The sequence below is a fragment of the Mesorhizobium sp. M2E.F.Ca.ET.209.01.1.1 genome (assembly GCF_004010375.2).
Classification (GTDB): domain Bacteria; phylum Pseudomonadota; class Alphaproteobacteria; order Rhizobiales; family Rhizobiaceae; genus Mesorhizobium.
The window spans coordinates 268,430-281,826 of the sequence record NZ_SADP02000007.1; the positions used below are offsets into that span (position 1 = coordinate 268,430).

10 protein-coding genes are annotated in these 13,397 nt (G+C 63.6%); 2 read left to right on the plus strand and 8 right to left on the minus strand.

All coding sequences use genetic code 11. The annotated features are described in order from the left end of the window. Positions 1 to 1,586, minus strand: a 1,586-nt coding sequence (locus EN852_RS16065; RefSeq protein WP_189545999.1) for an Ig-like domain-containing protein, incomplete at its 3' end; no start/stop codon positions are given. A 350-nt stretch (positions 1,587 to 1,936) separates the two neighbouring features. Between EN852_RS16065 and EN852_RS16070 the strand changes: the two genes are divergently transcribed. Next, on the plus strand, positions 1,937 to 2,854 hold the full coding sequence (locus EN852_RS16070; protein WP_348643443.1) for a transglutaminase-like cysteine peptidase: 918 nt from the start codon (positions 1,937 to 1,939) through the stop codon (positions 2,852 to 2,854). Positions 2,855 to 2,865: 11 nt separating this feature from the next. On the opposite strand, the gene EN852_RS16075 is transcribed toward EN852_RS16070, so the two are convergent. The 4 genes from EN852_RS16075 to EN852_RS16090 are packed head-to-tail and all read right to left on the minus strand — an operon-like array spanning position 2,866 to position 8,421. After that, positions 2,866 to 3,507, minus strand: coding sequence for a ribbon-helix-helix domain-containing protein (locus tag EN852_RS16075; RefSeq protein ID WP_127875895.1), 642 nt, complete (start codon positions 3,505 to 3,507; stop codon positions 2,866 to 2,868). After that, on the minus strand, positions 3,497 to 4,786 hold the full coding sequence (locus EN852_RS16080) for an HlyD family type I secretion periplasmic adaptor subunit (protein ID WP_127867380.1): 1,290 nt from the start codon (positions 4,784 to 4,786) through the stop codon (positions 3,497 to 3,499). The genes EN852_RS16075 and EN852_RS16080 overlap by 11 nt, the downstream gene beginning before the upstream one ends. Positions 4,787 to 4,799: 13 nt before the next feature. Beyond that, a complete protein-coding gene (locus EN852_RS16085; protein WP_127875894.1) occupies positions 4,800 to 6,932 on the minus strand; it encodes a type I secretion system permease/ATPase in 2,133 nt (710 codons plus the stop codon). A gap of 40 nt (positions 6,933 to 6,972) precedes the next feature. Continuing rightward, positions 6,973 to 8,421, minus strand: a complete 1,449-nt coding sequence (locus EN852_RS16090) for a TolC family protein (RefSeq protein WP_127875893.1) — start codon at positions 8,419 to 8,421, stop codon at positions 6,973 to 6,975. 414 nt (positions 8,422 to 8,835) lie between these two features. Between EN852_RS16090 and EN852_RS16095 the strand changes: the two genes are divergently transcribed. Then, positions 8,836 to 10,176, plus strand: a complete 1,341-nt coding sequence (locus EN852_RS16095) for an NAD(P)H-dependent oxidoreductase (protein WP_127875892.1) — start codon at positions 8,836 to 8,838, stop codon at positions 10,174 to 10,176. On the opposite strand, the gene proC is transcribed toward EN852_RS16095, so the two are convergent. From proC to EN852_RS16110, 3 genes are all read right to left on the minus strand, one after another. Beyond that, on the minus strand, positions 10,151 to 10,966 hold the full coding sequence (gene proC, locus EN852_RS16100; RefSeq protein WP_127875891.1) for a pyrroline-5-carboxylate reductase: 816 nt from the start codon (positions 10,964 to 10,966) through the stop codon (positions 10,151 to 10,153). The two genes, EN852_RS16095 and proC, sit on opposite strands and share 26 nt — an antisense overlap. Positions 10,967 to 11,046: 80 nt before the next feature. After that, on the minus strand, positions 11,047 to 12,366 hold the full coding sequence (locus tag EN852_RS16105; protein WP_127875890.1) for an O-antigen ligase: 1,320 nt from the start codon (positions 12,364 to 12,366) through the stop codon (positions 11,047 to 11,049). Next, the gene (locus EN852_RS16110; RefSeq protein WP_127875889.1) at positions 12,335 to 13,333 is read right to left on the minus strand and encodes a glycosyltransferase; all 999 of its coding nucleotides are present in this window, start codon (positions 13,331 to 13,333) and stop codon (positions 12,335 to 12,337) included. The genes EN852_RS16105 and EN852_RS16110 overlap by 32 nt, the downstream gene beginning before the upstream one ends. Positions 13,334 to 13,397 lie beyond the last annotated feature (64 nt).

Genomic DNA, 13,397 nt, shown 5'->3' on the forward strand with positions numbered 1-13,397 from the left:
TCCGTGTTCGGGGCCGGGTCCGCCAGTTCGCCCGTGCCGGCCGGCAGGCCCTTTTCGTCGACCACCGCCTGCGCGTCGACCGCGGGCTCACCACCGGTCGGCGTCACCGTGATCGTCGGTGTCGAGTCGGTCAGCAGCGTGATCGTCACGGTCGCCGTCGAGGTGTCGCCGTCGCCATCCTTGATGGTGTAGTCGAACGTCACCGTACCCTGTTCGCCCGCGCCGGGCGTGTAGGTGAAGGTTCCGTCACTGTTGTAGGTCAGGGTTCCCGTCGCCGGGTTCGCACCGTTCTGCGGAACTGTGTGCGTCACGCCGCTCCAGTCGACGCCGTCGGCGCCCGCCGTGTCGTTCGCCTTGACGTCGACCGCGACCGCCGCATTCTCCGCCGCCTGCGTGGCGCTGTCGTCATGCGCCGTCGGAACGTCGTCGACGATCTTGACCGAGAGCGTGCCGGGAAGCGAGACGTCGCCATCAGTGTCGGTGACGATCACCGTGATGTTGTCGAAGGTGGAATTGGTTCCGTTGCCGTCCGGATGCTGATCGCTATGCTCCAGCGTGTAGGTATAACTCACCTGGCCGGTGCCGGCATCGTAGCCGGTGATGGTCAGCATGCCGAGCGGCGTGGTGACGTTGACATGCACGTTGGCACTGTCGGCAAGGGCTGCGCCCGAGATCACCTGGCCGTTGATATTCACCGAGCCGATGCCGTCGGGTGAGGTGATGGTGAAGGTGCCGGTGTTGTGCTCGGAGGGATCGCTGTCGTTGCTCCCGTCATGGTCCGCCAGCTCACCCGAGCCTGTCGGCAGGCCCTTTTCGTAGACGATGGTGTCGCCGCCGCTCGTTTCAGGGTTCAGATCACCGATCGTCGGCGTGGAATCGGGCAGCAACCCCGGGAACAGGTCGCGATGCTCCGGCTGGCCGAACGCCAGGTCCGTCGGCGGCAGAAGGGCGGTAAGGCCGAAGCCGTCGCCGATGCCGCCCGGGGGCTGTTCGAAATTGCCGCCCGCGCTGCTCGGCGAGCCGTTGCCGCCGGCGGAGATCGAGCCGTCGGCGCCGAAGGCGACATCGACATGGCTCGCCTCGAGGGCGGCGATGAGGGCCACGCGCGGCACCTCGACATCGCCGATGATGAAGGTCGGCACGTTGAGCGCGCCGTCCTTGATGACGATCTCGGATCCGTCGGGCTGCACCAGCACGAGGTTGTGCCCGTCGACCTTGATGTTGTCGATCGAGACATTGGCCGGGAGCTTCACGACATTGCCGGCTTCGGCATGATATTCATGCGGTACATTCGCAGCCGCGGTGTTCGCCGCCGGCGCGTTTGCGGCCGGTGCGTTTCCTTGGGCGGCATTGGAAGCCGGAGCGTTGGGGGCGTTCGCATTGGCTGCCGGCTGGTTTGCAGCCGGCGCATTGGCCGCGCCCTGCGCCGGCGCGCCGCTGCCGACATCAACCGGCACGGGCTCGCTCGCCGCCTGGCCGGTGGTCGCCTGCGCGACCTGGACACCCGTCGAGTTATGGTTTTCAGCGGCGCTGGTGTGCTCGTCCCAGGAATTTGAAACGGCGTCGAATTCGATATTGGTCGTCATAGCTCAAGCCCCTCCGGCATTTCCCGGAAAGAGACATGTCAGGCCCGGACTTTGCAACAGACCTTTCATCTATTTCATATATTCAAATATGTAGAGAATCGCATTTTTTACACTTGGTAAATTGCGATGATATACTCCGTTATGTATGATCTTAAGGGGCTCGGGATCGGCTGCAGCGCCCGGCGACGGTTTGGTAAATCAAAGTATAAATTTGAATAAAATTTGATCGAAAATAGAATAGAGTGATTCGTGGAAATTTACCCACCTTCCTTTCCGATAATTTGAGACAAGATTGGTAGCGTCCACAGTCAAAGGTGGGCGTTATGAAAATACAAAAAGCAGCCCCGGGAATGACGGGGATCAAGGTTCTCTTGCTGGCTGTCGGCCTCGTCGGCCTGCCAAATCCATCATCCGCCAGCGTGGATTTGGGCCTGGATCCGGCCCTGCAAAAGGTGGATGCGCCGGCGAGCCTCGGCGGCGTTTCGCTGGCCCGGCCGCAGTCCTGGCAGCCAGCCGCCGTATACCGCATCGCCGACATCTCGGCTGGCTACGCGCCGGCGGCCGAGGTTGAAGCGCTTTCCGGCGCCAAGGCCGATCCCGGCATCGACCCGATCCAGACCGCCTCCATCATTCCCGGCGTTTTCGGCTCCGTCGCCCTGTCGATGCGCAACTTCCCGGTCGCGGCGCGCTGGGCTCCCGTCTACAAGGCCATCGTCGACTGCACGGCGGGCAGCGCCTGCGATCGCGAGAGCCCGGCATTCTCCGAGATCATCGACATTGCCGCCGGCAAGGGCTTTCGCGACAAGCTGTCCTTCGTCAACTCAAGCATCAACCGCCTGATCGCCTATCGCAAGGACAGCGTCGTCTACGGCAAGCTCGACTATTGGGCAAAACCTTCGGAAATCCTCGAGCATCGCGCCGGCGATTGCGAGGACTTCGCCATACTCAAGATGGCGGCGCTGCTCAGGGCCGGCATTCCGGCGCAGAGCATGTCGCTGGTGGTGCTCCAGGATCGCCGCCGCAAGTTCTTCCATGCAGTCCTGTCGGTCAGCACGGCAAGCGGCGCCTTCATCCTCGACAGCCTGGGCAACGCCGTCCTGCGCGACAGCGATCTGCCGGACTATGTTCCGCTCTATTCCTTCAGCACCGATCGCGCCTGGATCCACGGGTCGAAGTCCGGCGCGCAGATCGCCGACATCGCTGGCGGCTTTGCGACGGTGGCGCCCGGCGAAGGCTCGCCGGAACCAACTGTCGCATCGAAGCAGTAGGCCGACTGGCTCTAGCCGTTGAAGACGAACGCCATCAGAAGTTCCGGTTCGGCGACAGGCGCGCGCACGGCGCTGAGCTGGCCACGATAGCGCCGCTCGCCGGCGCCGATGACGAAGCCGCTGGTGACCGGCGTTTCGCCATTGGCGTCAAGCCTGGCGAAGATGTCGGTGACGTTGAGATCGAGCGCCAGCTTCAGATCCTGCCGGCCATCGTCTCCCGGCGCGCTCGGCAACTGGCGCCTGACCAGTTGCTGGAACGGCGTGTTGAAGGCCAGGATCTTCTTGGACGACGACAGCGCGAAGGCCGGTGATGGGCAGGCGACCAGGATCGCGTTGATCGTGCGGATCGAGGCGAGCTTGCGCAATTCCATGCTTTCCTCGGCGAGGCCGCGCATGCAGGCGACACGGATCGCCGAGGTGAGGTTGCCCTGGTCCGGATGATGTTCGGCGATCTCCTCGACCAGCATGCCGATCGTGCATTTGCGGCTTTCCGCCATGTGCTTGAGCGACACCCAGAAGGCACGCTCCAGGCGGATGCCGCGACGCACGCCGCCGCGCGCCACGACACGGAATTCCGGGCCGAAATCCTCGGCCGCGAGCGCCGGCAGCAGCCGTTCGCGCGGAGTGTCCGGGCGGATGGCGCTATCGTTCACTCATCGCCTCCTGACGCGCCTTGTTGATCGGCTTCAAGAGATAATTGAGGATCGTCTTGCGTCCGGTCTTGATGTCGACCGAGCAGATCATACCGGGGATGATCGAATAGGTCTTGCCGTTTCTTGTCAGCGTCGACTTCTCGGTGGCGACGCGCACTTGGTAGTAGGGTTCGCCCGTCTTCTGGTCGACGAGGCTGTCGGCGGTGATGTTGGAGACCTTGCCCTCGATGCCGCCGAAGATCGAGAAGTCATAGGCCGTGACCTTGATCAGCGCTTCCTGGTTCGGCTGGATGAAGGCGACGTCGCGCGGCGAAACCCGTGCCTCGACCAGCAGCGTCTCGGATGTCGGCACGATGCCGGCCACGACCGCGCCCGGCTGCACGAAGGCGCCGAGCGTGTTGACGTCGAGCGTGTTGACGATGCCGTCGACCGGCGAGCGTATATCGGTGCGCGCGACCTTGTCGGTGGCGCCGCGGATGGTTTCGTCGACGACGGAAAGATCGGCCAGCGCTTGCGTCAGGTCGCTCAGCGCTTCCTGCTGCAATTGCAGGCCGAGCTCGTTCACCTGAAGCTGCGCCTCGGTGATTGCCGCCTGGGTCTTTTTGATGGTCTCTCCGGCCAGCGTCAGCTGTCCGTGCAGGTCCGTCTGCTCGCGCTCGACGCGGATCTGCTCGGTCCTAGCCATCAAGCCCTTCTTGACCATGGGTTCCACCAGCGCCGCTTCCTGGTCGGTCACGGCCAGGCTTTTGGACAGGCGGTCGGAATTGGCGGTGGCCTCGTCCAGCTCCTTCTCGCGCTGGTCGAGGCGCGATTTGAGAACCGACAGCTTGACTTCGAAATTGTCGCGCCGCGCGACGAGCAGTTTTTGCTCGTTGTCGCAGATTTCCGGCGCGACCGTCTGGATCTCCGTGGGGCAGGGGAAGGACCCTTCGACATTGCCGCTCTGCTCGAACTGCAGCCGCGCGATGCGTGCCTGCAGCGCTCGCGCCTTGGCCTTCTCTTCGCCCAGGCTCGACGTGTTGCCCGAATTGTCGAGACGGATGATGAGGTCGTTCTTCTTGACGGTCTGGCCGATCTGGACGGCGATCTCCTGCACGACGCCGGCTTCGCTGGCCTGGATGACCTGCGTTTTCGAGGCAGGTATCACCTTGCCGTCGCCGCGCGCGATCTCGTCCACCTCGGCAAAGGATGCCCAGCCCGTGAAGCACACGAACAGGGCGCCGACGATGTAGACGGACGCCGAGGCGAAAAGAGGTGGCCGGTCTTCCCTTGCAAGCATGTCCGCGTTCCGGTCAGGCACTGCCTTTTTGCAGTGCCTGGATGACTTGTTCCTTTGGCCCGTCTGCGACGACGCGGCCTTGATCGATGACAATGAGGCGGTCGGCCAGCTCCAGCATGCTGTAGCGATGGGTCGATACGATCAGCGTCGTGCTGCGGTCGAATGCCACCTTGAGCTGCTTGATCAACTGCCGTTCCGAGGCGAGGTCCATCGAACCCGACGGCTCGTCAAGGAAGACGATCTTCGGCTTCGTCAAAAGCAGCCGGGCGATCGCCACCGACTGCCTTTGCCCGCCCGAGAGATTGGTGCCGCGCTCGCCGACATTCATGTCGTAGCCGCGCGGATGCCGCGAGACGAAGTCGTCGACGCCCGCGGCCTTCGCCGCGTCGATGATCTCCTCGTCGGTCGCTTCCGGCGCCGCCATCAAGAGATTCTCCTTGATGGTTCCCGAAAACAGGTCGCCGGCCTGCGCGACGATGCCGACCGCGGCGCGAACCTCCGACGGATGGTATTGGCGGATGTCGATGCCGTCGATGAGCAGCTCCCCCGACGTCGGCAGGAAAAGCCGGCCGATCAGCCGGCCCATCGTGGTCTTGCCGGAACCGATGCGGCCGATGATGCCGATCCGCTCGCCAGGCTTGACCGCGATGTTGAGGCCGCTCAGAACCTCGTTCTCCGTGCCGGGATAGGCGAAACCGACATTCTTGAAGACGAGCGCGCCGCTGCGGATCGGCCGGTTGACGAAACCGACCGTGTCGGGGCGGTCCTCAGGCTGCGACATGATCGTGTTGATGATCCTGAGCGACAGCATGGCCTGCCGGAAACGCGCAAGCGTGATCGCGATCTGGCCGAGCGGCGCCACGGCGCGGCCGGCGAGCATCACGGTGCCGATGATGGCGCCCGTCGAGACCTGTCCTTCGGAGAAGGCATATGCGCCGGCAACGACCAGGGCGACCGTCACGAATTGCTGGATGGCGCCGGTGATGTTGCCCGCAGCCGCCGAGAGCTCCTTGATCTTCTCCGACGTGTTGGCCGCATTCTTCGAGTGCTCGCCCCATTTGCGCAAGAGATAGGCCTCGGCGCGCAGCGACTTGATCGTCTCCAGCGTGGAAATGGATTCGACCAGCAGGGCCTGGCGCTGCGATGCCTCGTTCATCGAGGCGGCGACTCGCTTGCCGATCCGCCGCTGCGTTATCAGCCCGACGATGACGGAGATGACGAAAGCCAGCGCCGGTATGATCACCAGCCAGCCGCCGATGGCATAGATCACAGCCAGGAAGACGAACACGAAGACCGTGTCGATGAAGACGCTGATGGTGTTCGAGGTGAAGAACTCGCGCACGAACTCGTATTGCGTGACACGGTTTGCATATTCACCAGTCGACCCGGGCCGGGCCGAAAGCGAGGAATTCAACACCTTCTCGAACAGCAGATAGGAAATCCGCAGATCCGCCTTGCGGCCCGCATAATCGATCAGCGATGCCCTGGCCGTCTTGAGCAGCAGGTCGAACAGGATGGCCGCGCCAATGCCGAGCGCCAGCACCCAAAGCGTGGAGATCGCCTTGTTCGGCAGGATGCGGTCATAGACATTCATGGTGAAGATCGGCGAGGCGATCGCCAGCAGATTGATGAAGACCGCCGACAGCACCACCTTGGAGTAGGTGCGCCAGAACGCCCCCATGGTGCCGGTCAGCCAGTGGCGTCTTTCGATCCGCGCGGCTGTGCCGACGGTCATCTCTTCGGCGGTGTTGGCATAGGTGATCGAAAAGGACGTGCCGCCGCTGATGTAGTTTTCGGCGAGTTCCGCCCTGTCGATCGTGGTGCGGCCGTTTTCCTGGGGCGCCGTCAGATATTGCCCGCCCTCGATTTCCCCCAGGAGCGCGACCGGCAATTGGCTGACGCGGAAGACGATCGCCGGAAGATCGAAGCGGCCGCGCAGGAAATCGCGATGGCTGAAATCCTGGACCTCCAGTCCGATGCGCTCGGCCAGATGGCGGATTTCGTCCGGCTCGATGCGCGTCTCCGAAATCGGCACGCCGGCAAACAGCACCGTTTCCGCGCTCGGCCTGCCGAGATAGGCCGCAACGGCGCAGAAGCAGGCTTTGAAAGCCTCCTTGGGCGACAGGATATGAGGTTGCTGGTTCACGATCCGCCCCGAAGGACTGAGGGATCGATGCTTACATCGGCTACTTTTTCCTGACCGGCGCGAGGATGTCGAACGGCAGATCGTTCTTCTGCTCCGACGGCGTCCGCGCATAAGTCTCGGTATCGGCCGTAGCCGGCACACCGAATTCCTCACGAGCGTAGGCCGCGGACTGCTTGGCCGGCTGGATGTTGAGTGTCTTCAGCAATTCCCCGGTTGCGGCCAGCAGCCGGTACTCCGCGAACAGCGACGCGTAGGACGACGTGTCGGCCAGTGTCGCGGTGTTGAAGCGCGTGTTCTGGGCATCGAGTACGTCGAGCAGCGAACGCTGTCCGACCTTGAACTGCTCACGATAGGAAGCCACGAGCTTTTCGTTGGTGGCCGCCTGCTGTCGCAGCGTCTGTGCCAGTTCCGCCTGGCGGAACCTGCGGTCCCATGAGGTGCGGACGGCTTCCTCGATCTCGCGCAGCACCTGATGCAGCGCCAGACGCTGCTCGCTGGTGCGGCGGATCTGCTCCTGCTCGTTGGCCTTGTCGATGCCGCCGCGGTACAGATTCCAGCGCAGCACCACCCGAGCCTGCAGGTCGCTGGTGTCGCCATTATCGCCATCGATATCGTACCCGCCGCGGGCAACACCCTCGGCGGTGATCGTCGGACCGTATTTCGCCCGCGCCGCGTCGACCAGCGAAGCCGCGGCGTCGATATCGCTATTGGCCATGTGGACACGCGGATTGTTCTGCCTGGCAAGCCCGATCGCATCGTCCAGCGACCGCGGCAGGGCGGCTGAGACGTCAGCCGGCCGCGATGGGCTGGTCAGCGGCTTGCCGACATTCTTGAAGAAGCGGATCTTGGCCGCCTCGAGTTCTTCGGTTGCCTCCTGCATCCGCGCCTTGGCGGCATAAAGGCGTTCCTCGGCCTGCTGCCGGTCGGCGTCGTTGAGCGCGCCGCCCGCGATGCCTTGCTTGATGTCGCTGAGAATGGACTGATGAAAGCCAAGGTTCTTCTTGGCCTCGAGCACGATCGAAGCCTGCAGCATGTATTCCAGATAGTCCTGGACGACCGCGAGCCCGATGAACTCCGACCGCTCCAGAACCCGGAAGGAAGCTCCGTCGACCCGCGAGGCCTGACGATTTAGTTCCGCCCGCCTTGCGCCGCTGTCGTAAAGCGTCTGCGAGACGGTAAGGTCGGCCTCGTTCGGATAGAGGGCTTTGTGATCCTCGTCGAGCGCGCGCCGTGTGTCATTGTCCAGGCGGCGAACGCCTGTCGAAGCTTCCAGATCGACGCTCGGAAGATAAAGGCCTTTCGCCTGGCGCAGCTCGAATTCGATCGCTTCGCGGTTTTCGATCGCCTGGCCAATCTCCGGATTGGATTCCACTGCGACGGCAACGGCTTCTTTGAGCGTGAGTGCGCTGGCGCTACCGCAAGCCAGCATCGACACCGTAATGGCAAGCGCGACGCGCCAGCCGACGGTAACCTTACCCGTCCTGGTCATTTCTACCCCGTGACTATCCCCGCGCCATCTATTTTTTTATTGGCGCTTATTGCCCAAGCCTGCCACCGGAGCCTGCGGGCAGTATCTATCAGATTTTTCGAGGATGTGAGTGCATAATGGATTAGACACGCTTTAAAAGTGCGATTCCGGGCATTAGGGCCAAAGCCTGTAGCAAAAATGGCACAGAAAATAGGACGCGCTGCGGCGGGGGATTTTTGATTCAAAGCGGGCTGCAATGGTTAATGGCCTGAAACAAATGGCGAATCGTTCGGCCGCTGGATACAAGCTCCCGGGAAATCTGCTGCGCCTTTGCAAACAATGCGCAAGAAATCGCCATGTCCGGCTGGTTTGGTTGGCAAACGGTGATCGTTCCCTGTATTGCGGGCCGAATCAAAGAGCAGTGGATCTTCTTGCATGACCAATGTCGTCCTGACCGGGCTTGCCCGTGATCTTGCCCGGCGCGCCGCCGAGGGCAGGCCCGTGCGCGTCGGCGTCATCGGCTCCGGCGAGATGGGGACCGATCTGGTGACGCAGGGCATGCTGATGCCGGGCATAACGATCGCGGCCATCTCCACGCGGCGCCCGCACACCGCCCGCGAGGCGATCCGCATCGCCTATGGCGACGAGGCGATGGCCGCCGAAGCCGAAACCGCCTCCAAGGTCAGCCAGGCGATCGAGGGAGGCAGCATCGCCATCACCTCGAACGAGATGCTGGTCACCAATCCGCTGATCGACGTCGTCATCGACGCCACGGGCAAACCGGGCGTCGCCGCCGATTTCGACCTGATGGCCATGGAGCATGGCAAGCATCTGGTGATGATGAATGTCGAGGCCGACGTGACCATCGGCTGTTACCTGAAGCAGCAGGCCGACCGGCTGGGTGTGATCTATTCGGTCGGCGCGGGCGACGAGCCGTCAAGCTGCATGGAACTCATCGAATTCGCCTCGGCGCTTGGACTGACCGTCGTCGCGGCCGGCAAGGGCAAGAACAACCCGCTCAACCACGACGCCGTTCCGGACGACTACCGCGAAGAGGCGGCGCGCCGGAACATGAACCCGCGCATGCTGGTCGAATTCGTCGACGGCTCGAAAACCATGGTCGAGATGTGCGCCATCGCCAACGCCACCGGACTGGTGCCTGATGTCCCCGGCATGCACGGTCCCAAGGCCGATCGCGACCAGCTGGCCAAGGTGCTGATCCCGAAGGAGGACGGCGGCCTCCTGTCGAGGAAAGGCGTAGTCGACTACACAATCGGCAAAGGCGTCGCGCCCGGGGTCTTCGTCATCGTCGAGGCGATGCATCCGCGCGTCGTCGAGCGTATGGACGATCTGCATGTCGGCAAGGGTCCTTATTACGGCCTGTTCCGGCCCTATCACCTGACCTCGCTGGAAGTGCCGCTGACCGCAGCCCGCATCATGCTCCACGGCAAGCCCGACATGGTGCCTTTGCCGAGGCCGGTGGCGGAGGTTTGCGCGGTCGCCAAGCGCGACCTTGCCGCCGGGGAGACCTTCGATGCGATCGGCGAAACCTGCTACCGTTCCTGGACCATGACCATTGCCGATGCCCGGGCGAGCCGCGCCGTCCCGGTCGGCTTGCTCGAAGGCGGCAAGGTGCTGAAGCCGGTGAAGAAGGGCGAGTTGTTGACGCAGGACAATGCGTCGCCCGACAAGACGACGCGACTCTACGCCCTGCGCAAGCTCCAGGACGAGATGCTGTATGGGGCGAAGATCACTTCCCCAGCTCTATCGACCTGAGCCGCGCCGCCTCGACCGCTTCCGTAACAAGTTTCGTCAGGCGGTCGCCGCCCATCAGCACCGCAAGCGCGGCGGCGGTCGTGCCGTTGGGGCTGGTCACCTGCTGGCGCAGCACGCCCGGCTCCTCGTCGCTTTCAGCGGCGAGCGAGGCGGCCCCGAAAACGGTCTGCATGGCGAGCAGCTTGGCTGTCTCGGCCGGCAGGCCGGCCTTCTCGGCCGCGACCGTCAACGCCTCGATGAAGTGGAAGACATAGGCCGGACCGGAGCCGGAAACGGCCGTCACGGCATCCATCAAGCCCTCGTCGTCGATCGTCGTCACGACGCCGCTTGCCGAAAGCAGCTCAAGGACGAAGCGGCGGACGTCGTCGGAGACCAGCGGATTGGAAAACACCACCATCATGCCCTTGCCGATCGCAGCCGGCGTGTTCGGCATGCAGCGGACGATCGGTGCATGCTCGCCGAGGATAGTTTCGAACGTGGCGACCGGCGTGCCGGCTGCGATGCTGACGAAAGTCGTCCTGCCGTCGCCGAAGCGCTTGTAGTCAGCCGTCACCTCGCGGATCACCTGCGGCTTCACGGCGATGACGACCAGATCGGGAACGGCATCGGCCGGAATGCCCGCGGCCTCGGCGGCCGCGCGGCAGCCGAGATGCTCGGCCCGCTGGCGTAGTTCCGCATTGGGCTCGACCACGAAAACCGCCGATGGTTCGAGCTTGGCGGATTTCAGCCAGCCCGAGAGCATGGCGTAACCCATATTGCCGCAACCGGCGAGAACGAGCCTGATCGTCATGAAAACCTCCGTAAAGGTTCTCCTTAGACGCTAGAGGGGCACCGGGAAAGTCCAGTTTGGCGCAGGCCGATCGGCCAGGATCAATGCGAGAGGCGAACCGGTATCGGCCGCAGCGAGACTTGTCTCAGGCCAAGCACCCCGAGAACGAAGAACAGCCACACCGGATCGCCGCGGTGGAAGAAGAAGCTTTCCAGGAAGCCGTTCAGCGCCGTGAACAGCACCACCATCATGAAGAAATCGCCGAGGAAGATGTTTTCCTTGCGCGCCGGGATGCGCATGTAGTCGCGCAACGGGGCGATCAGGAAGGTGTAGACGGCGACGCACAGCGCCGGGATGCCCATCAGCACGGCGATGTCGAGATAGCCGTCATGGCCATGCACGATGGTGCGGATATCCCAGGGCCGGTCGAAGGGCTGGTCCTGGTTGAGCAAAAGCGGCGTCCCCCAGAAGCTTTCATAGCCGTAGCCGGTCCATGGCTTCTTCGCCAGCATCTCGCCGGCGAACTCCCAAAGGGTAGTGCGTCCCGTATAGGTGAGATCGGGGAAATAGATCGCCGCCAGATGCTTCACCGGCGGGATGAAGACGATGCCGAGCGTGCCGACGGCGGTCGCGACGATCGCCAGCGCGAACAGGATCGGCGTGCCGAGCCGCATGCCGATGAGGCTGGGCAGCACGACGATCATAATCGAGAACGGCACCAGTCCGGCGGTCGTCTTGGAGCCGGTGTGCAGCATGAAGATCATTGCCGCGCAGAAGATGCCTGCGCCCCACCAGCGCTGGCCGCGCCGGAACAGATAGAGCCCGGCGAAGCTGAAACAGGCCATCACCGGACCGGCGATGTTCTTATGCGTGAAGACGCCGCGCCACAGGCCGGCATGCTCCGGCTCCTGCGAATCGGCGGTGTGCAGCGCCTCATGCGGGAAGACGACCAGGCCGATATAGGAAAGGCCGATCACCACGACGGCGGTGAAGATGATCACGCGGGCGAAGGAATCGGCGTCGCGCGGCAGCACCAGGATCGTCGCCATGGTGATGATGGCGATCATGGTGAAGGAGGCCGCGCGCATCGCCGCGGGCGGATCCGTGGCGAGCACCACCGACAGGAAGAAGAAGCCCAGCATCAGCGCCCAGGAGGGGCTCACCAGCGAGCGAACCACGCGCGGATCGGCGAAGGCGAGCAGCGAGAAGATGGAGATCGCGCCGAGCGAGCCGAAACCGAGCTGGTTGACGATGTCGCCGCCGTCGCCGGTCAGTTCCGCTCCGGCCGGCTGGAACGGCCGAAACGAGACGATGATGACGGTGAACAGGAGCGCGGCGATCGCCGTCGCCACGCCTTGTCTGGTGAAGGCGGCGCTGAGCGGCGCGCGCTCAATTCTTCTCAGGCTGCCGGTACTGCTCATTGGCATATCCGAATTCGGCAAGCACCCGGCCGAGCGCGACATAGACTGGATAGAGGCCGCTCGTCAGCGAGCCGGTTCGCGCCAGCCGGATGGCCCCGCGCAGCGGCGAGGCCGCGAGCAGCGCCAGGCTTTTGAGAAAAACTTTAACGCCGGCAAGCGGTGTGCCGGCGCGCTTCTTCTTTTCAACCAGCGTCGAGATCACGCCATTGCGCAGGCTGCGGGCGCGGATCCAATCGGCCTCGACGCGCCGCGCCGGCACGGTCTCGTTGACTTTTGCCTCGGCGCACCAGCCGAGCACGAAGCCTTTCTGCGCGGAACGGCTGAGGAAGTCGGAATCGCCGCCGCCCATGAAATTGAACCTGAGATCGAGGAAGGGCGGTCCCATGGCCTTGAGCACGTTGCGCGCCACCAGCAAATTGCCGGACGAATAGAGTGCCGGAACGCGACCGGTTTCCCGGTAGGGCGGCGCGAACACCGGGTGTTCCGCCCATCTGACGTGGCTCGGATCGGCGAAGACCGGCACTTGCGGGCCGCCGACGATGTCGGCGCGAAGCGTCTCGGCGGCCTTGCACATGCGCTCCAGCCAGTCCGGCTCGGCGATCTCGTCATCGTCGATGACAAGAAGGTACTTGAAGTTGGGAAATTGCAGGATCGCCGTCTGCCAGCCGGCATTGTAGGCGCTGCAATTGCCGCGCTCATGCGCGACGATTACAAGTCCCGGCATCTCGCTGCTTTCGAACAGCGGCAGCACTGCCTTGGCGCCCTCGCGCGCCTCGGCCTCGTTTTCCATGACGATGACGGCGAAGCGCCTTTCGGTCCGCTGCGCTTTGAGCGAAGCCAGGGTTTCCAGCACCTGCTGCGGCCGCTTGAAGGTGGGCAGCGTCACCACCACCTCGACGCTCTCGGCGGCGAGCCCCGGCGACCGTCCCGCGATCGATACAGAAGCGTCGGACGGCAAAGGGATCATCCGTTTTTGAGCAGCGTGGGTTTGCGCCCTCGATAGCATCGCGGTGATAACGTTTCGTTAATCA